Raw genomic sequence first — 19,533 nt, 5'->3', positions numbered from 1 at the left:
CACGTCACAACGCATGAGATTGCTCGCCATAGAAGACGATCCCGTTCTCGCTGACGGCCTCCAGGTCGGGCTCAGCGCCTGTGGCTGGACGGTCGAGGTCGTCGGGCGGGTCGAGGACGCCCTCGCGGCGCTGGAAAGCTCGGCGTTCGATGCGGTCGTGCTGGACCTGGGTCTTCCTGACGGCGACGGCCTTTCGGTGCTGCGTTTCGTTCGAGAGCGCGACATGGATGTCGGCGTGGTGGTCTTGTCGGCGCGCGATGACAGTCGGGACCGCATAGTGGGTCTGGACGCCGGCGCGGACGATTATGTCGGCAAACCGTTCGATCTCGACGAGCTGGCCGCGCGATTGCGCGCGGTGCGGCGTCGCCTGCTCGGACGTTCGACCCCCGCCTTGCGCCACGGCGGGGTGACCATCGATCCCAAGTCGCGTCTGGCTTGGCGTGAAGAGGGGGACCTGCCCCTTTCGAGACGTGAGTTCGCTATCCTGGAGGCCCTGATGGAACGGCCCGCACAGGTCCTCTCGCGCAGTCAGCTGGAAGAACGCCTGTACGGCTGGCAGGAGGAGATCGGCTCCAACGCCGTGGAAGTGCACATCCACTATCTGCGGGCCAAGTTGGGAGCCGGCTTCATCCGCACCGTCCGCGGCGTGGGATACACCCTGCAATGAGCTCGATCCGCTTGCGTCTGTTCGTCACTCTCGCGCTCGTGACCGCCCTGGTCTGGGGCGGCGCGGTCGTCTGGGTTGAAATCCAAACCCGAGCCGAAGTGCAACGGGTGCTGGACCGGCGCCTGATGGAGTCGGCCCGCATGGTTTCGTCCCTGATGCAGGCCGGCAGCGTGCGCCCGGCGATCCAGGCTCCGGACACCGGGGCCGCGGATGTCTATGACCGTCAGCTCTCCTGCCAGATCTGGTCGCTGGAAGGCGATCTGATTGGTCGGTCCCAAAGCGCGCCTGCGGAGCGATTGTCGGAAGGGGGCGACGGATTTTCTGAGCGCACGATCCGGGGCGAGCGCTGGCGGGTCTATACGGTGCATGATCGTGACGCCGGTTTCCGGGTCATGGTCGGGGACAATCTGGCCGTTCGCGAACACCTGGTCGGCAATGTCGTCACCGCCTTGATCGGTCCGGCGGTCCTCGGCCTGCTGGCGCTGGGCGTGCTGATCTGGTGGTCGGTTGGGCGGGGGCTGGCCCCTATTCGACAAATGACCCGCAGCCTTGCGGTACGGGATGCGGAAGATCTGACGGCGTTGGACGTATCGCCGGACGCCCGCGAACTCCGTCCCTTCGCCCTGGCGCTGAACGACCTGATGTCACGCCTTGGCGCAGCGCGGCGTCGCGAGGCCGAGTTCACGGCCGCCGCCGCGCACGAGTTGCGCACGCCTCTGGCAGGGCTGCGTGTCCAGGCGCAGATTGCGGCGTCGTCTTCGGATCCTGCCGTTCGAAGCCGCGCGCTGGAGCAGATTCAGACCTCTGTCGATCGCACCGCCCGCCTCGTCACGGGGCTTCTCGCCCTGGCGCGCGAGGACGAGATGCCGGTTAGCGACGAAGATCGCCGCTGGGTGACGCTCCGATCACTGTTTGCGGGAGCGGAAGGCGATTCCCGGGTGTCGATCGTCGAAGGTGACGCCCTGCTGAATGTGGATCCGGATCGCTTCGGGGCAGCGGCCGCCAATCTCCTTGCCAACGCACAGGCGCACGCAGAGTCTTCAATCCTGATCAGCTACGACCCGACTTCCGGACGCTTGATCGTCGAGGACGACGGACCGGGCGTGGCCTTCTCGGATCTGCATCGTTTGGGAGGGCGTTTTTTCCGCGCGTCGAATGCCCCTTCCGGAGGGAGCGGTCTGGGCCTCTCTATCGTCCTCGCCACTGTGAAGGCCCATGGGGGACAGGTGCAGTTCTTGCGCTCACCAGGAGGCGGTCTTCGTGTCGAGGTGACAATTCCGGAGCAGGCGTCGGAGTCTTTGAACAACTCGACCAAGCGAGACTGACGGTATCAACCGGCTTCGGTGGCGTCTGTTGTCGGTACGATGATACGGTATAGTCCTATTGCCTAGTCGCCTGTCATAGCGGTGCTGGTTGGGCTTGAAGCAGAGTTGCCTGCCGATAGATGGCGACATCACTAGAATTTTATTACGTCGAATTTCACCAATGAATTCAACAGCACTGTTCAACTGACGGTAGCTCGCGCGGTATGGTGCGTGGATGAGAGAAAAGGCGCTGATAAATCAGCGCCTTCTGGTCTCTTGAAGGATCGAGTGGGAATAGTCCACGCCGCCCGGAGACTTGCGGCGTGACGTCCGAGGGCCTGATCGGCTGCCGGACCGGCCAGCCTGTTCACACCCGGTCGGCTGCGGGGCGTGGCGGGCGGTCCGCGGTGTTTGAGGCCGCCTAGACGCTCTCGTCCCAGGGCGGCGGCAGACGTCCGGCCTTGAACAGGATGGTCGGGTTTTCATCATAGTCGCCCATCTCGGTATCAGCGGAGATCGAGAAGGCGATCACGCCGAGACGCAGGGGCGCGAGTCGCTCGGCCTTGCGACGGGCGTCCTCGGCGGTCTTGCAGCCGACCTGGGGTTCGGCCTTCAGGCCCTGGCCCCGACCCTGAACATAGGCCTGGACGATGTGGACGGTTTCGATGCTCATCGCAGACCAAGGCGCGTCCCGCGGGCGCGGGTCAAGGGTTGGCGCGCCGTTCGGGGCCGACCGGAGCGCCTGGCGTCACCGCCTTCATCCGGGCCCGGGCAGGCGGGCTCCCTAGAAGCGGCGGGTCAGGGTGAGGCGCACGACCCGGCCGAGCGGATCCTGGTCGTCACGGCCGTAGCCCGGCGCAATGGCGTGGCCGATGAAGGCCCGGGGGCGGGCGTCGAACAGATTGTCGATCTCGAGGCCCAGCCGCGGGCCGGGGTCCCGGCGTTCGCCGTCGACGATGGTGTCGGGGGCTCTCTCCACACGGTAGTTGACCTTCAGGTCCACGGAGGCGAACGGCTCCAGGCGCAGGTCCGCCGGGCTGTCGATCCCGAGGTCGCGACGGCTGCGTGAGCCGCTGCGCCAGTTGGCGATCGCGCTCACGCCCCAGGTCCGGTAGCGGCCGTCCAGTCGCAGGTTGAGTTGGCGTCGCGGGATGCCGCCGCCGTCCCCGGCCAGACGGTCCAGCGCCGGCAGGTCGGGGCGAAGGGTGACCAGATTGGCGCGCTGCCAGCTGTGACTGAGCGCGACCTGGAGGGCGCCGACCCGGGCTGCGTCGCCGGCGCCGACCCGGATGGGGATGTTGAGCACCACTCCGGAGGACACGGTCTCCACCCGGGTCGCGTCGAGATTGATCGGTCGCTGGTCGATGCTGATCAGGCGGCCGTCGACGTCGCGCACGAAGCGGTCCGGAAAGGCGGCCTCCGTGGCCGGGGTGAGTCCGGGCAGGGCGCCGATGCCATTGGTGGCGACGTCGCGGTGCAGGCCCAGGTTGGCGCGCAAGCCCCACGCCCCGAACGGGCCCAGGGTGATGGAGACGTCGGCGCTTTCCGTGTTCTGGGCGAGAAGGTCGGGATTGCCCCCGGACAGAAGCAGCACATCGACGGATTGTCCGGTCCGGAAGTCGTAGACCGTGCGGGGCGGCCCGTAGAGGATGGGGTCCAGCCTCTGCTCCCGCGTGGGGCCGTCGCTGGCCCGTGACCATTGCGCGCTGACCCGGACACGGGGATCGGGCCCCCAGGACAGGCCCGCGTTGATCGCGCCGCTGCCGGCGGCGGCGGTGTCGAGCGCGCGGATTCGTCCGCCGAGGCTGAGGGAGAGATCGCCGACGGTCCGGCCCGCGCCGTCCTCGCCGTCGGCCTGGAACAGCGGCGCGGTCAGGCTGCCGTTCAGGTCGAGGGCGCGCGCCGACTGTCGGGTGGTCAGGGTTGCGGTCTCGGCGACGGTCCGGGACTGCAGATACTGTCCCGACACCGCCGCCTGCAGGGGACCGGCGGGAAGGTCGAGCAGGCTCCGGTCCGCCGTCAGACTGCCGATCATGGACAGGGTCCGCGCCCGGAGCGGCGCCGGCCCGTCCTGTTCCGTCCGCGAGGCTGCCCCGTCCAGGCCCAGTCGCACGGACCAGCCCAGGGCCTGACCGCCCGCGCCGGCGTTGACGGCGAGATCGAGGGCGGTCTGGGTCGTCCGGTCCGCGCGGCCGGCGACCAGGGCGGTGAACCGCGTGCGTTGCGCCTGGCCGTTCAGCCCGAAGGCGCCGGTCCAGTCGCCGATCGCGCCGGTCCGGGCCAGGTTGATGGTCAGCGCGTCCACCGCAGGCCGCAGGGTGGCGGCGTCCCGGCCGGGATGATCGCGTCGGTAGGCGGCCCGTTCGTCGCCGCGAAGGGCCGTGGTCCGCGAGACCTGCGCGCCGACCTGCACCGTGTCCATCTCCTGAATGCCGGATTGCCGGCCGTCGAGCAGCAGGCTGGACCGGCCGCCGGCGGTGGGCCGCGCCGCATCGATCCGACCGTCCCGGCTTCTGAATTCCGGCTGCAGGACGATATTCAGGACGCGTCTGGATGGATCGCCGCCGTAGATCGCTCCGGCTTCGGGCGGCAGGGCCTCGATCCGGATCATGGCGTCCGGGGGAAAGCCGAGGAAGTTGCGGGGGTCCACCGTCCGCCGCCCGTTGATGAGCAGCACCGGCGGGGCGTCCAGGCCGAGGGTTTCGCTGATCCGGCCCACCGCCTCGCCGATGTCCCAGGCGGCCAGGCCGTCGATGTCCCCGGCGCTCCATTCCTGGTCCGGAGCGAGGTCGGCGGCGCCGCGCCGGCGGGCGACGATGACGTCCTCGAGGGTGGTCGCGCCGGGATCGACCCCGGGAGGCGACGGGGGGCTCTGCGCCCCGGCCGGGGGCGCGGAGGGCGGCCTCTCCTGGGCGGTGGCCGGCCCGCCCGCCAGGATGCAGAGCAGGGACAGCCACGACATCAGGCGACGCCTTGCGGGCGTGGTGCGCGGGCCGCGAGCGGAGGCGCGTCGGGAGCGCCGCGGCGCCGTCCCGATTGTGGTCGGGTCAGCGCGGTCACGGCCGTCGCTGACGAAAAGGCCGGGCGCCCGAAGGCGCCCGGCGAGTCGAAGGGACCAAGACGGGTTGGCCCCCTAGAGGATCGACAGGGTAGGCAGGGTGATCGACCCGCTCAGGATGGTGCAGGACGGGTGGGCCGGGTTCACCGGGGGCAGGACGTTGTTGTTGAACGTCGCCTTGTGGGTGGTGTTGTCCCAAGCGACGGTCACCGTGCCGTAACAGGGCTGTCCCGCCACGGTGTTGGCGCCGATCGTCAGGTTGATCGAGGTGGTCGAGCCCGGCACGACCGCGGCCGACCAGGCGCCGTAGGGCGCCACGGCGATGCAGAGGAAGTCGCCGGCGGTGATGCTGCGGGTCGGGATCGGGGCTGAGCCGGGGCTCAGCGGCGAGGCCGTGACCGAGACGTTGCAGTTGACCGTGGTGGTCTGGCGCAGCCGGACCGTGCCGGACCCGCTGGCGCTGCCGGAGCTCGGCGAGAACGACTGGGCGAACGAAGGCGAGGCGAGGGCGAGAGCGGCGATGGCCGCAGCGGCGAATGTCATCTTCCGGATCATGGGTAGTCCTCCCTTACTGGTTGCTGTCCCACGCGGGACGCCTATTTACAGCTGTATAAGTAACAGGGAGTCAAGTGATATAATTCAGTAAAAACAATGGTATAGCGACGATCAGGGCGGCCGTCCCGGCCGCTGTCGCGGCCGGGGGCTCCTTGGCGGTGAAGGGCCGTCCGACGTTGCAGGCGTCAGAAGGTCTTGGTCAGGCGCACGGCGATCAGACGGGGATCGAGCGTGAAGACATTGGTGGTCAGTCCGGTGTCGTCGCTGTTGGTGAAGGCGTCCACGATCGGCGCATTGTCGAACACGTTCTTCACATAGGCCTGCACGACCAGGCCGCGGTCGGTGTCCTCGAGCGAGACCGAGAAGTTGACGTTGTCCCAGCCCTCGAGGCGGTCGTATTCGGTGTTGTAGATGCGGAAGAAGCTCTCGCCCTGCCGGTAGTAGTCGCCGCGGACCGTCAGGTCCCAATCCCCCACAAACCATTTGTACTGGGCGCCGATATTGGCGGTCCAATGGGGCGAGTTGGGCAGTTCGTTGCCGCCGAGATCGGCCTCGAACCCGCGGCCGGCATTGGGCGCCTCGGTGAGGGGATCATAGGTGAAGCCGTAGAAGGCCCACAGCGGCAGCACCGAGTTGAACGCCGGGTTGAAGGTGCCGAAGCGGGCCGAGCCGGAGCAGAGCGCGCTCAGCGCGAAGGTGGTCAGCTCGGGCCCGAGGTCGCGGTTGAAGATGGTCTCCACATGGCGGGTCGGGGCGATGCAGTTGGACGGCACCTGGATCCAGGGCCGCAGCACCGTCCATTCGTCGTCGCCCTGGGTGCGGTTCATCACGTCGATGGACGACTCGCCGTCGGCGATGCGCGTGTTCAGATAGCCGAAATTGCCGTCGATCTGGAACTGCGGCGTCGGCCTGTAGACGGCCTCGAGCTCGACGCCCCAGATACGGGCGTCGAAATTCTCGTTCAGCGAGATGCGGTCGACAATCTGGGAGACCTGGTAGTCGCTGTAGGCGTAAAAGAAGCCCGTCGCATTGAGCCGAAGAGTCCCGTCGAGCAGGGTGTTCTTGGTCCCGATCTCGAGCGCGGTCACATATTCGGGCTCGAACGTGCTGGCCAGCGGCAGGTATTCAACGACCCCGGGATTCAGGTCGAGGCGGGGCGGATTGGTGCCGCCGCCCTTGTAGCCCCGCGACAGCGAGGCATAGACGAGGGTTTCGTCGGTGAAGGACAGAACCGGCGACCAGTCCAGGACGAGGCGGCCGGTAAGGGCCTCCCACTTCTGCTCGATATCGGGAAGGGCGTAGTAGCCACGGCGCACATAGCCGCCCGAGGAGGTCCCCGGATCGCCGTTCGCGGCCGCGCCCAGCAGCAGCTGGCTGGGGTAGGGGGTGGTGACCTTCCGATCCTCGGTGTAGCGGGCGCCGAGCGTCAGGCGGAGGTCCGGCGTCAGGTCCCAGTAGCCCTCGCCGAACACGGCCCAGGACCGGGTGTGGATCACATTCTTGCTGCGGAAATAGTTGTGTCCCTCCCCGTTGATCGCGTTCAGGGGATTGGGATCGACATAGACGCATTCCTGCGGCCGGTTGTCGTCGCAGACCTCGGGGCGGACGGGGCCCAGGAAGTCCAGATCCTGATTGTACCAGTATTCGGCGATCAGGGTGAAAAGGTTGTTGAAGACGTAGTAGTCGTCCTGGGATTTGAAATCGAGGTAGTTGGCGCCGAGGCTGAAGTTGAAGCCGTCGCCCCCCTCGGACTGTAGCCGGAACTCCTGGTACCATTGCCGATTGTCGCTCTGGCTGATGTCCACCGACAGGATCCGGTCGGAGGCGCCAAGCTGGGGATCGACATAGATTCCGCCGGGGGTGGCCGGGGACGGGAAGGGCGTGCCGTCGAAGTCGAAGACCTGCGAACTGTCGACGAAGGTCGGGTTGGAGACGTAGCGGCCATAATCCTGCGAGGCGTAGTAGTCGTCGCTGGCGTAGGCGGTTTGCGAGAACAGGGTCAGGCGGTCCGACAGGGCGAATTCCAGATTGAGCTGGACCACGTCGTTGCGGGCCCGGAAGACCGGATCGAAGCTGGTGGCGATTTCCCGCAGATCGCGCGACTGCACCACCCCCTCATAGGGATCGCCGCCGCGCGGCACGATGTTCACCAGATTGCCGCCGGCGTCATAGCCGATGCTGAAGGCGGTCGACAGGAAGCGTACGGGGCCGAACGATCCCCCGTTCGGAGCGCCGAAGGCGGCGTCGTCATAGAGGGAGCCGGGCAGGCAGCCCTGGCTCATCTGGTCCTGCAGATAGCCGGTCGGAATCGGGACGGCGTTCAGGGCGGTGGCGGTGGGGCCGGGGTCTCGGGTGCAAAGTTGCTTGCCCGTTCGCGACCGGTTGTCGTCTTCCTCGAAATGCTCCCAGATCAGATTGGCGCGAAACCGCTCTGTCGGCGCCCACAGGGCCGAGAGCCGGGTGCTGAACAGGTCGCGGTCATTGACCCTCGTGTCGTTGAAACTGTTGTAATCGAAGCCGTCGCGCTTGGTGAATGAGCCCGCGGCGCGCAGGGCGAAGGTGTCGCCCAGCGGCAGGTTGATCATGGCCTGGCCGCGGCGGGAATCGTAGTCGCCGATCTCCCCGGTGACGAAGGCCTCGCGGTCGAAGACGGGCAGGTTCGGGAACATGTTGACCACCCCGCCCGTGGCGTTGCGGCCGTAGAGGGTGCCCTGGGGGCCGCGCAGCACCTCGACCCGGTTCACGTCGAGGTATTCCTGCTCGAAGAGCCGGTTGCGGATCAGGGGGGTGTTGTTGAAGCTCACCGCCACCGCCGGATCGCTGGACGCCGACACCGCCTTGGTCCCGATCCCGCGGATCGAGAAATTGTACATGCTGAAATTGGATTTGGAGAAGCTGACGTTCGGGACCGCCCGAAGCAGTTCCGAACCGCCTTCGATGTGCAGCGAGTCCAGCATTTCGGCCGAAAGCGCCGTCACCGCGATCGGCACGTCCTGAACCGACTGTTCGCGCTTCTGGGCCGTGACGATGATGTCGCCGATGACCGTGGGTGACGGATCAACCTGCGGTTCGGTTGTCTGCGCCAGGACGGGCGCGGCCGTCGCGAGCAGGAGGGCCGAGGCCGAGGCGGACAGCGCCAGGCGCGCGCGAATACAGGCCGTTAGAGCCATGAAATCCCTCCTGAATCACCGTTCCCCAACGGCGTGTGAACTGCGTTTCCTCCCGCCTGATTTCATCCGTTCAGCGGGGCGGGGCCACCGACGGTTGTTCGCAGCTTCGCACTACTCACGCCCGTGTCAATACTTATTGACAATGATGTGCGTGAGCGGGGCTTCCGCCTTGACTATTGACATGAATGTCAGTTCTGCTCGGTTCCGGACACGGAGACGGATTGATGACCTGGGACGCCATCATCATCGGCGCGGGCCTCGCGGGCCTGGTCGCGGCGGACGAACTCGTCCGGGCGGGCCGGCGAGTCGCCGTGCTGGATCAGGAGACGCCCGCCAACCTGGGCGGCCAGGCCTGGTGGTCCTTCGGCGGTCTCTTTCTCGTCGACAGTCCCGAGCAGCGCCGTCTGGGCGTGCGCGACAGCTTCGATCTGGCCTGGTCGGACTGGCGCGGCAGCGCCGGCTGGGATCGGCTGGACGGCGCCTTGGGCGAGGATGTCTGGGCCGAGCGATGGGGGCGGGAATATGTGGCGTTCGCCGCCGGCGAAAAGCGCGACTGGCTGCGTCGGCGCGGCGTCAGGCTCACCCCGATGGTCGGATGGGCGGAGCGGGGCGACGGGCGGGCGGACGGTCACGGCAATTCGGCGCCCCGTTTCCACGTCGCCTGGGGCTGCGGCCTCGGGGTCGTCGATCCCTTCGCGGCCCGCGCCCTGGCGGCGGCGCAGGCCGGCCGTCTGACCTTTCATTACCGACACCGGGTGGACGCCCTGATCGTCGAGGGCGGACGTGTCTCGGGCGTCTCCGGCGCCGTGCTGGCCCCGGACGACGCGCCGCGCGGGGCGGCCACGAACCGGACGGCCACCGCCGCCTTCAGCCTGCGGGCGCCGACCGTGCTGGTCGCGACGGGCGGCATCGGCGGCGATCCGGACAAGGTGCGCCGCTGGTGGCCGGAGCGGCTGGGGCGGGCGCCGCGCGAGATGATCGCCGGCACGCCGGCCTATGTGGACGGACGCATGCTCGACATCGCCCGGGCGGCGGGCGCGCGGATCGTGAACCGGGACCGCATGTGGCACTATGTGGAGGGGGTGCGGAACTGGGATCCGGTCTGGCCGAAACACGGCATCCGTATCCTGCCTGGACCGTCATCGGTCTGGCTGGACGCCCTCGGTCGACGGCTGACCGCGCCGGCCCTGCCGGGCTACGACACCCTGTCCACCCTCAGACATCTGCGCACCACGACGGACCTGGCCGCCCACGACCATTCCTGGTTCATTCTCACCCAGGCCATCCTCGAGAAGGAGTTCGCCCTGTCCGGATCGGAGCAGAACGGCGACATCGTCTCGGGCCGGTGGGGGCGGGTGCTGAGCACGCGTCTGGGGAAGGGGGCCTCGCCCGAGGTCGAGGCCTTCAAGCGCCAGGGCGCGGACTTCGTCGTCGCCGACGATCTGGAGACCCTGGTCGGGCGGATGAACGCCCTGACCGGCGAGGCGCTTCTCGATCCCGACCGGGTCCGCGCCCAGATCGAGGCCCGGGACGCCCAGATGGCCAATCCCTTTTCCAAGGACCTGCAGGTGCAGGGGATCCACAACGCCCGCCGCTACCTCGGCGACCGGCTGGCGCGCGTGGCCCGCCCGCACCGGATCCTGGACCCGGCCGCCGGCCCCTTGATCGGCGTCAGGCTGCATGTGCTGACCCGCAAGAGCCTGGGCGGGCTGCAGACCGACCTGTCCAGCCGGGTGCTGGGTGAGGACGGAGCGCCGGTGGAGGGGCTCTACGCCGCGGGGGAGGCGGCCGGGTTCGGCGGCGGCGGCCTGCACGGCTACAACGCCTTGGAGGGGACCTTCCTCGGCGGCTGCCTCTTCTCGGGCCGGGTCGCGGGCCGGGCCATGGCCGGCGCGGTCTGACGCGCGGACGGCGCTCACCGCGCCTGGGGGGCAGGCGTTGAGCGGGGAGACGCGGAGCCTGTCCCTGATCCGGTCGAGCGGTCGAACCGACCGCCGGCCGTCACCGTGGCGCCGGGTCCGCCCGTCGCCAGGTCTGGGTCCGGCACAGGACGCGCGCGATACAGCCGCGCACGGACAGCCGGTCCGCGCTGACGAGGGTCAGGGAGCCGCGATCGGCGGTCTGGCCGCTGTCGGGATCGTAGAGGGGGCCGCCCCGCCATTCCGACGGACCGCCGGTGAACTGCCGCAACACGGGCAGACCGCGGAGCGGCCGCTGTCGCTGGGCGGCGTCCCGGTTTCGCACGTCCCGCTGGTCGGGGTCGCGTCGCAGCGGGGCGGCGTCCACCAGCCGGCCGCACAGGGCGGCGCCGCAGCGGTGGATCTCCACGACGCCGTCCTCGGCAGGGGTGCGCCAGCGACCGAGGATCGACGCCTCCTGGGCGCCGGCGGGATCGGCGGCGGCCAGGAGGAGAACGGCGGCGGCGACGGCCCGGATCATCCAGCCGCGCCGTGGTAGGCGTTGCGCAACGCGACCGGGACGCGGTCGTACAGGGTCGGGGGAGACAGGCGCAGGCGCGCCCGCGCCGCCTCAAGCGGTTCGGCCAGCAGGGCCTCATAGTCGAGGCCGGGCAGCCAGGCCGCGCGGCGGCCCCGCGCCCAGGCCTGCAATACGGCGCGCGCGCACGGATAGCCGGTGCGGGCGCGGGCGAACTGGACCGCCACACCGGCGGCGATCAGGCCGAAGCCGAGGCTGCGCGTCTGGGGCAGGGAGAAGGCGACGACGCAGGCCTCGCCCAGGGCGTCGGTGCGGTAGCCGGTCAGGACGTGCCAGATGTCGTGGACGTCGCGCAGGCGCCGCGCATACCAGGCATGGGGGTGGGCGGCGTCGATCTCGCTGTCCGCGACCTTGCGGCTTTCGCTCGCCAGACCATAGGCCGACAGGTTCCGTTCGCCGATGAAGTCGAGATAGGCGCGGCCGACGCTGTCGGCGGGCAGGCTGGTCAGCCAGGCCGTGTCCTGCAGCCGGTCGGCCAGCTCCGTCATCAGATAGGCCTGATGTCCGCCCTCGACCTGATCAAGCAGGCGCTGGTAGCCGCGGCGGACCGAGCCGCCGGCGAGGGCGTTCATGATCTCGAAGACCTGGGTGGTGTCCTCCTTGTCGGCGATCAGCCGACGCAGGGCGCGCAGGGCCCGGATCGGCTGAACCCGTCGCGGGCGCACCCCGGCGGCGGCTCGAGGGGAGGAAAAGGCGGGGCCGCCATCAACCAATAGTTCCGCAGTCACTTGCTCTCTCCGGGCGCTGAGCTTAACCAAACGACTATCTACATGGATGTAACTTACATAGATGTCAATAACTCCCGCCCGCCGCCGCCGCCGCACGCCCGAGGAGGCGCGCCTGGAAGCCCTGGCCTTCGCCCGGGAGCGTCTGCTGAGCGGCGGTCCTGACGCTGTCACGCTCAAGGCGGTGGCCGAGGGGCTGGGCGTGACCCACACCAATCTGATCCACCATTTCGGCTCGGCGGCGGGCCTGCAGTCCGCCCTGATGGCGTCGATGGTGGCGGACCTGTCCCAAGCCCTGGACGCGGCCGTCGTGCGCCTTCGCACCGATGAGGGCGCCCCTCTGGAACTGGTCAATGCGGTCTTCGACGCCTTCGCGGAAGGCGGCGCGGGCAAGCTGGCGGCCTGGATCGTGCTGAGGGGCGACCTGTCCCACCTCGAGCCGGTTCGGGATGCCGTCACCGGCCTGGTCCACGCCATCCAGGACAAGCTCGGCGACCCCGACGGTCAGGCCCATCCCCATATCCCGTCGGCGGTGCTGTTCATCGCCCTCAGCGCGTTCGGGGAGGCCCTGATCGGGGCCCCCCTGCGCGGAATGCTGGATCAGGATGAGGGCGCCAGCCGGCAGGTCATCGCCGGTCTGCTGCCCCATCTTCTGGTCAAGCCGGTCGCCTGACCGTCGCGGGCCAGGTGTCCCGCCCTTGGCGGGCGTGGCCCCCAAACTGACGGGCGTCGCTTGATGGCCGGACCGGGAACGCGGCGGACTCGAGGCCGCAGGCGCTTACCGGAACGCCGATCCCGGCTTGACGCCCAGCCGCTTGAACAGGAGGGCGGCCGGGCAGAAGCCGGTAATCGACGCCTGAAACAGGTTCAGCCCCACAAAGACCGCCAGCCATAGCCAGGCCGGATGCGCCCAGTGGGCCAGCGCCAGGCTGACAAGCAGCACGAGGGCGGCGAACATCATGACCGCGCGGTCGAGGTTCATGCTTCCGACTCCTTCCCGGAGGCGGACCGGACCGTGCGGCGCAGCTTGTGGGCGCCGATAAGATCGAGAGCCAGTTTTTCGTAGAGGGGCTCGGCCTGGCCCTTGCGGACCTTGTGCAGGAAATAGCCCTCGAAGGCGACCTTGGCGGCGTGCACCCAGCGGCCGCTGGCCGACCAGTTGATGTTGCGCGGCGGGATCTGCGGCTGGGCCATGAAGGCCACGCCGCCGTCACCGAAATCCGCCAGGCAGATGGCGTTCCAGCTGGCCTCGTTGGTCGGCGGCTCGCCGTCGAGGATCTGTTTGAGATTGGCCGCGATGGCCGTGACCATGCTTTCGATCATGAAGCCGGTCTTGGGCACCCCGACGGGCACCGGCGTGGGGCCGGTCGGCGGGATGGCGATACAGACGCCGAGCGCGAAGATGTCCGGCCAGGTGGGATTGCGCTGGTGTTTGTCGACGAGGATGAAGCCGCGCGGATTGGTCAGGCCCTCGATCCCGCGCACGGCCTCGACCCCGCGGAAGGCCGGCAGCATCATGGAGTAGGAGAAGGGCAGGTCGTGGTTCGCCTTCACGGCCCCGTCCTCGTCCACCTCCTCGACGTGCATCAGTCCGGCGTCGACGCTCTTCACCTTCGCATTGGTGATCCATTTGATATGCCGCTGGCGCATCTCGCTTTCCAGCAGCCCCTTGGTGTCGCCGACGCCGTCGAGCCCGAGGTGGCCGATGTAGGGCTCGGAGGTGACGAAGGTCATCGGCACCTTGTCCCGCAGCTTGCGGCGGCGCAGTTCGGTGTCGAGGATCATGGCGAATTCATAGGCGGGACCGAAGCAGGAGGCGCCCTGCACCGCCCCGACCACGATCGGGCCTGGGTTCTCGACAAAGCGGTCAAACGCCGCCGCCGCGTCGACCGCATGGTCGACATGGCAGATCGAAGCCGTATGGCCGTCCGGGCCAAGCCCCGCAATCTCGTCGAAAGCCAGATCCGGACCGGTGGCGATGACGAGGTAGTCATAAGGCAGGGCCCGCCCATCGGCGAGGTCGATGCGCTTTTCGGCGGGTCGCACATGGCCGGCGCCGACGTTGATGAACTCCACCCCCTTGCGCTTCATGACCTCGGGCAGGCGGACTTCGATGGCCTCGCGCTTGCGCCAGTTCACCGCCACCCAAGGGTTGGACGGGGTGAAATGGAAGATATCGCCCTTCGACACCATGACGATGCGTGCGCGGTCGCCCAGGACGTGGCGCAGTTCATAGGCGGCGATGGCGCCGCCGAGGCCTGCGCCCAATACGACGATGGTGGGCCGATCCATGGCGGTCTCCTTCAGCGTTCCCTGATGCCCGATCCTGCGCCGCCGGCGCCGCCGCGCCTTGATCCTCATCAAGGCGGGGGGCGCCGTCGGGAGCATGGTGCTCAGGCTTGCATTCATATTAGCATGATCTAATATTAGAGCAACCTTACATAAGGATTCTCTGATGAAGACGCCCCCGGTCTCGTTCGCCGCCTTCGCCGCCGCCCTTCTGCTGGGCGGACTGTCGGCCTGCGGCGGAGCGCCCGAGGCCGCCCCGCCAGCGCCCGCGCGGGGTGAGCGTCTGACCGTGGCCGAGGCCCTGATCGACGCGGTAAAGCCGGCCTCGGCCGTGGTGGCCTCGCGCGATCTCGGCGAGGCGCGAGCTCGTATTCCGGGCACGCTGACGCAGTTGAGCGTGCGCGAGGGCGACACGGTGCGTGAAGGACAGGTCATCGGCCTGGTGGTGGACAATCGAGTCGGTCTCGAGACGGCGGCCTATGGCGCCCAGGTCGCGGCCGCCCAGGCCGAGGCCGCGCGGGCCCGGGCCGACCTGTCCCGCATCCAGACCCTGTTCGACAAGGGCATCTACGCCCAAGCCCGGCTGGACCAGTCCATCGCCGCCTCGCGGGCGGCCGACGCCCAGGTCCGGGCCGCGCGCGCCGTGCGTTCCGCCAGCGCCGAGACCGGGGCCCAGGGCCGGATCCTGGCCCCCACCTCCGGCCGCGTGCTCGCCGCCGACGTGCCCGCCGGCTCGGTGGTCAGCGCCGGACAGTCGGTCGCGACGATCACCGCCGGCCCGCTGGTCCTGCGCCTCGAACTGCCCGAGGCCCAGGGCCGCAACCTGCGGGTCGGTCAAAGCGTCATCGTGTCGTCCGATGACCTGCCCGGCGTCACCTCCGGAACCATCGCCCAGGTCTATCCGGCCGCGACCGGCGGCCAGACCACCGCCGACATCTCGGTCGCCGGCCTGACCAGCGACCGGGTCGGCCAGCGGGTCACCGTCCTGATTCCCGTGGGCCAGCGGCGTGCGCTGGTCGTTCCCCGCCGCATCGTCTCCACCCGGTACGGCATTGATTTCGTCCGGACCGTCGATCGCGCCGGCCGCGTCAGCGAGGCGCCGGTCCAACTGGGCGGGCCCGCCGGCGACGACCGGGTCGAGGTGCTCTCAGGTCTCGCCGCCGGCGATGTCGTTCTGGCGCCGGAGACGGCCCGATGAACCTCGGCCTGTCCGGACGGCTCACCAGGGCCACGCTGCATTCGCCCCTGACCCCGCTGATGCTGCTGGCGGCGATCGCCGTCGGCCTGATGGCCGTGCTGTCCATCCCCCGCGAGGAGGAGCCCCAGATCAGCGTGCCCATGGTCGACATCATGGTTGCGGCCCCGGGGCTGAGCGCCTCCGACGCCACGGAACTCGCGGCCAAGCCGCTGGAAGCCATCGTCCGCAGCATCGACGGCGTCGAACACGTCTACACCCAGGTGCAGGATGACCAGGTCATGGTCACGGCCCGCTTCATGGTCGGCTCGGATCCCGACGACGCCGCGGTCCGCGTGCACGAGAAGGTGCGCGCCAACTACGGCTCTATTCCCGTCGGGGTGTCCGAGCCGCAGATCGTCACCCGGGGAATCAACGACGTGCCCGCGGTGGTCCTGACCCTGACGCCGCGCGCCGACGCCGCCGGGCGCTGGACCGACCAGGCCCTTTACGACGTCGCCGCCCGCCTGCGCACCGAGATCGGCAAGGTCGAGGACGTCGGCCTGACCTTCATCGTCGGCGGGCGACCGTCCGAGATCCGGGTCGCGCCCGATCCGGCCCGCATGGCCGCGCGCGGCGTGGCCCTGTCCTCGGTGCTGGAGACCATCGCCCAGGCCAATCGTAGCTTCCCCGCCGGCGCCTTCCGCGACCAGGGCCGGGCCGTCGCCCTGCGCTCGGGCGAGCGGCTGTCGACGCCCGACGACGCGTCCCTGCTGACCGTCCGTTCGATGTCGGGCGAGGCCGTCTATCTGCGCGACGTGGCGACGGTGGTGCAGGCCCCGCGCGAGGATCAGGCCCGCGCCGCCCACTACGCCCGCGCCGGCGACGGCTGGAGCCGCACCCCCGCCGTCAGCCTGGCCATCGCCAAGCGTCAGGGCGCCAACGCGGTCGTCGTCTCCCACGGGGTGATGCAGCGGGTCGAGGCGCTGAAAGGCACGCTGATCCCCGACGGCCTCGAGGTCGTGGTCACCCGCGACTACGGCGAGACGGCCAATGAAAAGGCCAATGAGCTGCTGATGCACCTCGGCCTGGCGACGATCTCCATCGTCATCCTGATCGGCTTCGCCATCGGCTGGCGCGAGGCGGGCGTCACGGCCGTGGTCATTCCGACGACCATCCTGCTGACCCTCTTCGCCTCCAACCTGATGGGCTACACCATTAACCGGGTCAGCCTGTTCGCCCTGATCTTCTCGATCGGCATCCTCGTCGACGACGCCATCGTCATGATCGAGAACATCGCCCGCCACTGGGCCATGAACGACGGTCGTAGCCGCGCCCAGGCGACCGTCGAGGCCGTGGCCGAGGTGGGCAATCCGACCGTGGTCGCCACCCTGACCGTCGTCGCCGCCCTGCTGCCCATGCTGTTCGTCTCGGGCCTGATGGGCCCCTACATGGCCCCGATCCCGATCAACGCCTCGGCGGCCATGATCTTCTCGTTCTTCGTCGCCGTGGTCATCGCGCCGTGGCTGATGATCCGCCTGGCCCGCAAGTCCCTGGCGGGCGGCCACGGGCACGACGTCGGGGAGGGGAGGCTGGGCCGACTCTATCGCAAGGTCGCCACGCCGGTGATCCGCTCGCGCCGCAGCGCCTGGACCTTCCTGATCGTCATCGGCCTCGCCACCCTGCTGGCCATGTCCATGTTCGGCTTCCGCGCCGTGCCGGTGAAGCTGCTGCCGTTCGACAACAAGTCCGAGCTGCAGATCGTGCTGGATATGCCCGAGGGAACCAGCCTCGAAACCACCGAACGCACCCTGTCCGGCGCCGCGGCCGTGGCCGGCAGCCTGTCCGAGGTGGAATCGCTGGAGAGCTACGCCGGGACCGCCGCGCCGTTCAACTTCAACGGCCTGGTGCGTCACTACTTCCTGCGCGCCGGCGCCGAGCAGGGCGATCTGGCGGTCAGGCTGGCCCCCAAGGGCGAGCGCGACCGCAGCAGCCACGCCATCGCCCTCGACCTGCGCCGGCGTCTGGCCGACCTGCCGTTGCCGGCCGGATCCTCGCTCAAGGTGGTCGAGGCGCCGCCGGGGCCCCCGGTGCTGGCGACCCTGCTGGCCGAGGTCTACGGCCCGGACCCGGCGACGCGCCGCGCCGTGGCCGCCGAGCTGGAGACCCTGTTCCGCGCCGAGCCCTCGGTGGTTGACGTCGACAACAGCTACGGCGTGCGTCGCCCGGTCCTGCGCCTGATCCCGGACCGGGAGAAGATCGAACGCTTCGGCCTGTCCGAGCGCGAGGTCCAGGACTCCATCGCCGCCGTGATGAGCGGCCAGGTGCTCGGCTACGCCGCGCGCGACGACGAGCGCACCCCGGTCGAGATCGCCGTGCGCCTGCCGCAGTCGGCCCGGACGTGGAACGAACAGATGGCGGTCATGCCGGTGGCCGTGACCACGATCGACGGGGGGCGGCGGCTGGTCGAACTGGGCGAGGTGGTCGAGGCCCGTCAGGAGCTGGCCGGCTGGCCCGTCTACCGCCGCGACGGCCGCGCCGCCGAGATGGTCACCGCCGAACTGGCCGGCCAGTTCGAGGCCCCGATCTACGGCATCCTCGCCATCGACGCCGCCATCAAGGCGCACGACTGGAAGGACCTGCCGCGTCCCGAGGTCCGGCTCAATGGCCAACCGACAGACGAGACCCGGCCCACGGTGCTGTGGGACGGTGAGTGGGAGATCACCTGGGTGACCTTCCGCGACATGGGCGCCGCCTTCGGGGTGGCCCTGCTGGGGATCTATGTTCTGGTCGTCGCCCAGTTCAGGGATTTCCGCATTCCGCTGGTGATCCTGACGCCCATCCCCCTGACCCTGATCGGCATCGTCATCGGTCACATGCTGTTCGGCGCGCCCTTCACGGCCACCTCGATGATCGGCTTCATCGCCTTGGCGGGGATCATCGTGCGAAACTCGATCCTGCTGGTCGACTTCATCCGCCACGCGCGAACGCCGGGACGGTCCCTGCGCGAGGTGCTGCTGGAGGCCGGGGCCATCCGCTTCAAGCCCATCCTGCTGACGGCCCTGGCGGCCATGATCGGGGCGGCGGTGATCCTGTTCGATCCGATCTTCCAGGGCCTGGCCATCTCGCTGCTGTTCGGCCTGATCTCCTCGACGATTCTGACGGTGCTGGTGATCCCGGCCATCTATATCGCATTGAAGGATGACGGCCGCCCCCTGGCCGCGCCCGGACCCGCGGAAGAGACGCCATGACCGACGCCCTGCCCAAGCCCAACGCGGCCGCCCTCGCCGAACTCGAGGCCAGCGCCGCCCCGGCCGCGCGGCTGATGCGGCTGTTCGCCAATGAACAGCGGCTGATGCTGATGTGCCGGCTCAGCGAGGGCGACTGCGCCGTCGGCGATCTGGCCGGCTATGTCGGCCTGTCGCAGTCGGCCTGTTCGCAGCACCTGGCCCGGCTGCGCGACGCCGGGGTCATCGCCCCACGCCGTGACGCCCAGACCGTCTACTACGGCATCGTCGACCCGGCCGCCGCCCGGGTCATCGCCCTGCTGTGCGACATCTACCGCGACAAACCCAAGGACCGGACCTCATGACCTACTACACAGCCCGCACCGTCGAGGGCGATTTCGACGCCGTCGTCGAACGCACGCGCGCCGCGTTGCAGAAGCACGGCTTCGGCGTCCTCACCGAGATCGACGTCCAGGCGACGCTGAAGGCGAAGATCGGCGAGGACTTCCGCCCCTATCGCATCCTCGGCGCCTGCAATCCCGTCATGGCGCATGAGGCCCTGAAGATGGAGCCGCATGTCGGCGTCATGCTGCCCTGCAATGTCGTCGTCCAGCAGACCGAAGGCGGCGTCGAGGTCTTCGCCGTCGACCCGGCGGCCTCGATGCGCGCCATCGATAACGCCGCCTTGCTCCGCCACGCCCGGACCGTCGGCGAGCATCTCGGCGAGGCGCTCGCGGACGTCTGACCTGCTGACCCATGGGCCAAGGCCGACGCCTGCGGTCAGGTCGCAGGGCGCGTCGACGGCGATAGATCAGAAGCGTTCCGGGGATAAGCGATCGGTGCGGGTGAAGAGCGCGCCGGCCGAAGG

Annotated in this window: 16 protein-coding genes; 8 read left to right on the top strand and 8 right to left on the bottom strand. The window is 69.1% G+C overall.

Annotation, left to right across the window (positions count from 1 at the left end; genetic code table 11):
- Positions 1 to 13 precede the first annotated feature (13 nt).
- Both ACW174_RS15445 and ACW174_RS15440 read left to right on the top strand, forming a co-directional pair.
- Positions 14 to 667 (top strand): response regulator, encoded by a 654-nt coding sequence (locus ACW174_RS15445; RefSeq protein WP_008264155.1) that lies wholly within the window; start codon positions 14 to 16, stop codon positions 665 to 667.
- A complete protein-coding gene (locus ACW174_RS15440) occupies positions 664 to 1,992 on the top strand; it encodes an ATP-binding protein (protein ID WP_372694313.1) in 1,329 nt (442 codons plus the stop codon). Before ACW174_RS15445 ends, ACW174_RS15440 begins: the two co-directional genes overlap by 4 nt.
- A gap of 400 nt (positions 1,993 to 2,392) precedes the next feature.
- On the opposite strand, the gene ACW174_RS15435 is transcribed toward ACW174_RS15440, so the two are convergent.
- The 4 genes from ACW174_RS15435 to ACW174_RS15420 all read right to left on the bottom strand — a co-directional run bounded on the left by ACW174_RS15435 (position 2,393) and on the right by ACW174_RS15420 (position 8,754).
- The gene (locus ACW174_RS15435) at positions 2,393 to 2,644 is read right to left on the bottom strand and encodes a hypothetical protein (RefSeq protein ID WP_492015311.1); all 252 of its coding nucleotides are present in this window, start codon (positions 2,642 to 2,644) and stop codon (positions 2,393 to 2,395) included.
- A 111-nt stretch (positions 2,645 to 2,755) separates the two neighbouring features.
- Entirely contained in the window at positions 2,756 to 4,933 is a 2,178-nt protein-coding gene (locus ACW174_RS15430) for a porin family protein (protein ID WP_492015310.1), read from the bottom strand.
- A gap of 171 nt (positions 4,934 to 5,104) precedes the next feature.
- Entirely contained in the window at positions 5,105 to 5,572 is a 468-nt protein-coding gene (locus tag ACW174_RS15425; RefSeq protein ID WP_492015309.1) for a PraA/PraB family alkane oxidation protein activator, read from the bottom strand.
- A gap of 197 nt (positions 5,573 to 5,769) precedes the next feature.
- Entirely contained in the window at positions 5,770 to 8,754 is a 2,985-nt protein-coding gene (locus ACW174_RS15420) for a TonB-dependent receptor (protein WP_492015308.1), read from the bottom strand.
- Positions 8,755 to 8,978: 224 nt separating this feature from the next.
- Between ACW174_RS15420 and ACW174_RS15415 the strand changes: the two genes are divergently transcribed.
- Positions 8,979 to 10,655, top strand: a complete 1,677-nt coding sequence (locus ACW174_RS15415; protein ID WP_492015307.1) for an FAD-binding dehydrogenase — start codon at positions 8,979 to 8,981, stop codon at positions 10,653 to 10,655.
- A gap of 100 nt (positions 10,656 to 10,755) precedes the next feature.
- Here ACW174_RS15415 and ACW174_RS15410 read toward each other — a convergent pair whose 3' ends face one another.
- Entirely contained in the window at positions 10,756 to 11,193 is a 438-nt protein-coding gene (locus tag ACW174_RS15410) for a DUF2147 domain-containing protein (RefSeq protein ID WP_492015306.1), read from the bottom strand.
- On the bottom strand, positions 11,190 to 11,915 hold the full coding sequence (locus ACW174_RS15405; RefSeq protein ID WP_492015305.1) for a Coq4 family protein: 726 nt from the start codon (positions 11,913 to 11,915) through the stop codon (positions 11,190 to 11,192). Before ACW174_RS15405 ends, ACW174_RS15410 begins: the two co-directional genes overlap by 4 nt.
- Before the next feature lie 124 nt (positions 11,916 to 12,039).
- On the opposite strand from ACW174_RS15405, the gene ACW174_RS15400 reads away from it, so the two are divergent.
- On the top strand, positions 12,040 to 12,648 hold the full coding sequence (locus tag ACW174_RS15400) for a TetR/AcrR family transcriptional regulator (RefSeq protein WP_492015304.1): 609 nt from the start codon (positions 12,040 to 12,042) through the stop codon (positions 12,646 to 12,648).
- Between the two features lie 105 nt (positions 12,649 to 12,753).
- On the opposite strand, the gene ACW174_RS15395 is transcribed toward ACW174_RS15400, so the two are convergent.
- Entirely contained in the window at positions 12,754 to 12,957 is a 204-nt protein-coding gene (locus tag ACW174_RS15395; RefSeq protein WP_492015303.1) for a YgaP family membrane protein, read from the bottom strand.
- Positions 12,954 to 14,267 carry an NAD(P)/FAD-dependent oxidoreductase gene (locus tag ACW174_RS15390; protein WP_492015302.1) on the bottom strand — a complete coding sequence of 438 codons (1,314 nt, stop codon included), beginning with the start codon at positions 14,265 to 14,267 and terminating at the stop codon, positions 12,954 to 12,956. Before ACW174_RS15390 ends, ACW174_RS15395 begins: the two co-directional genes overlap by 4 nt.
- 163 nt (positions 14,268 to 14,430) lie before the next feature.
- Here ACW174_RS15390 and ACW174_RS15385 point away from each other — a divergent pair, with 163 nt between their 5' ends.
- From ACW174_RS15385 to ACW174_RS15370, 4 genes are read left to right on the top strand one after another with little or no spacing between them, the layout of a single operon-like run.
- Positions 14,431 to 15,462 carry an efflux RND transporter periplasmic adaptor subunit gene (locus tag ACW174_RS15385; protein WP_492015301.1) on the top strand — a complete coding sequence of 344 codons (1,032 nt, stop codon included), beginning with the start codon at positions 14,431 to 14,433 and terminating at the stop codon, positions 15,460 to 15,462.
- Complete coding sequence (locus ACW174_RS15380) at positions 15,459 to 18,689, top strand: efflux RND transporter permease subunit (protein ID WP_492015300.1); 3,231 nt, start codon at positions 15,459 to 15,461, stop codon at positions 18,687 to 18,689. Before ACW174_RS15385 ends, ACW174_RS15380 begins: the two co-directional genes overlap by 4 nt.
- Positions 18,686 to 19,030 (top strand): ArsR/SmtB family transcription factor, encoded by a 345-nt coding sequence (locus ACW174_RS15375; RefSeq protein ID WP_492015299.1) that lies wholly within the window; start codon positions 18,686 to 18,688, stop codon positions 19,028 to 19,030. The genes ACW174_RS15380 and ACW174_RS15375 overlap by 4 nt, the downstream gene beginning before the upstream one ends.
- Positions 19,027 to 19,410 carry a DUF302 domain-containing protein gene (locus ACW174_RS15370; RefSeq protein WP_492015298.1) on the top strand — a complete coding sequence of 128 codons (384 nt, stop codon included), beginning with the start codon at positions 19,027 to 19,029 and terminating at the stop codon, positions 19,408 to 19,410. Before ACW174_RS15375 ends, ACW174_RS15370 begins: the two co-directional genes overlap by 4 nt.
- Positions 19,411 to 19,533: the final 123 nt, after the last annotated feature.

Source organism: Brevundimonas sp. AVps31, assembly GCF_058681355.1.
Note: the sequence above shows the minus strand (reverse complement) of the source record. Positions and strands in the feature narration are given on the sequence as shown.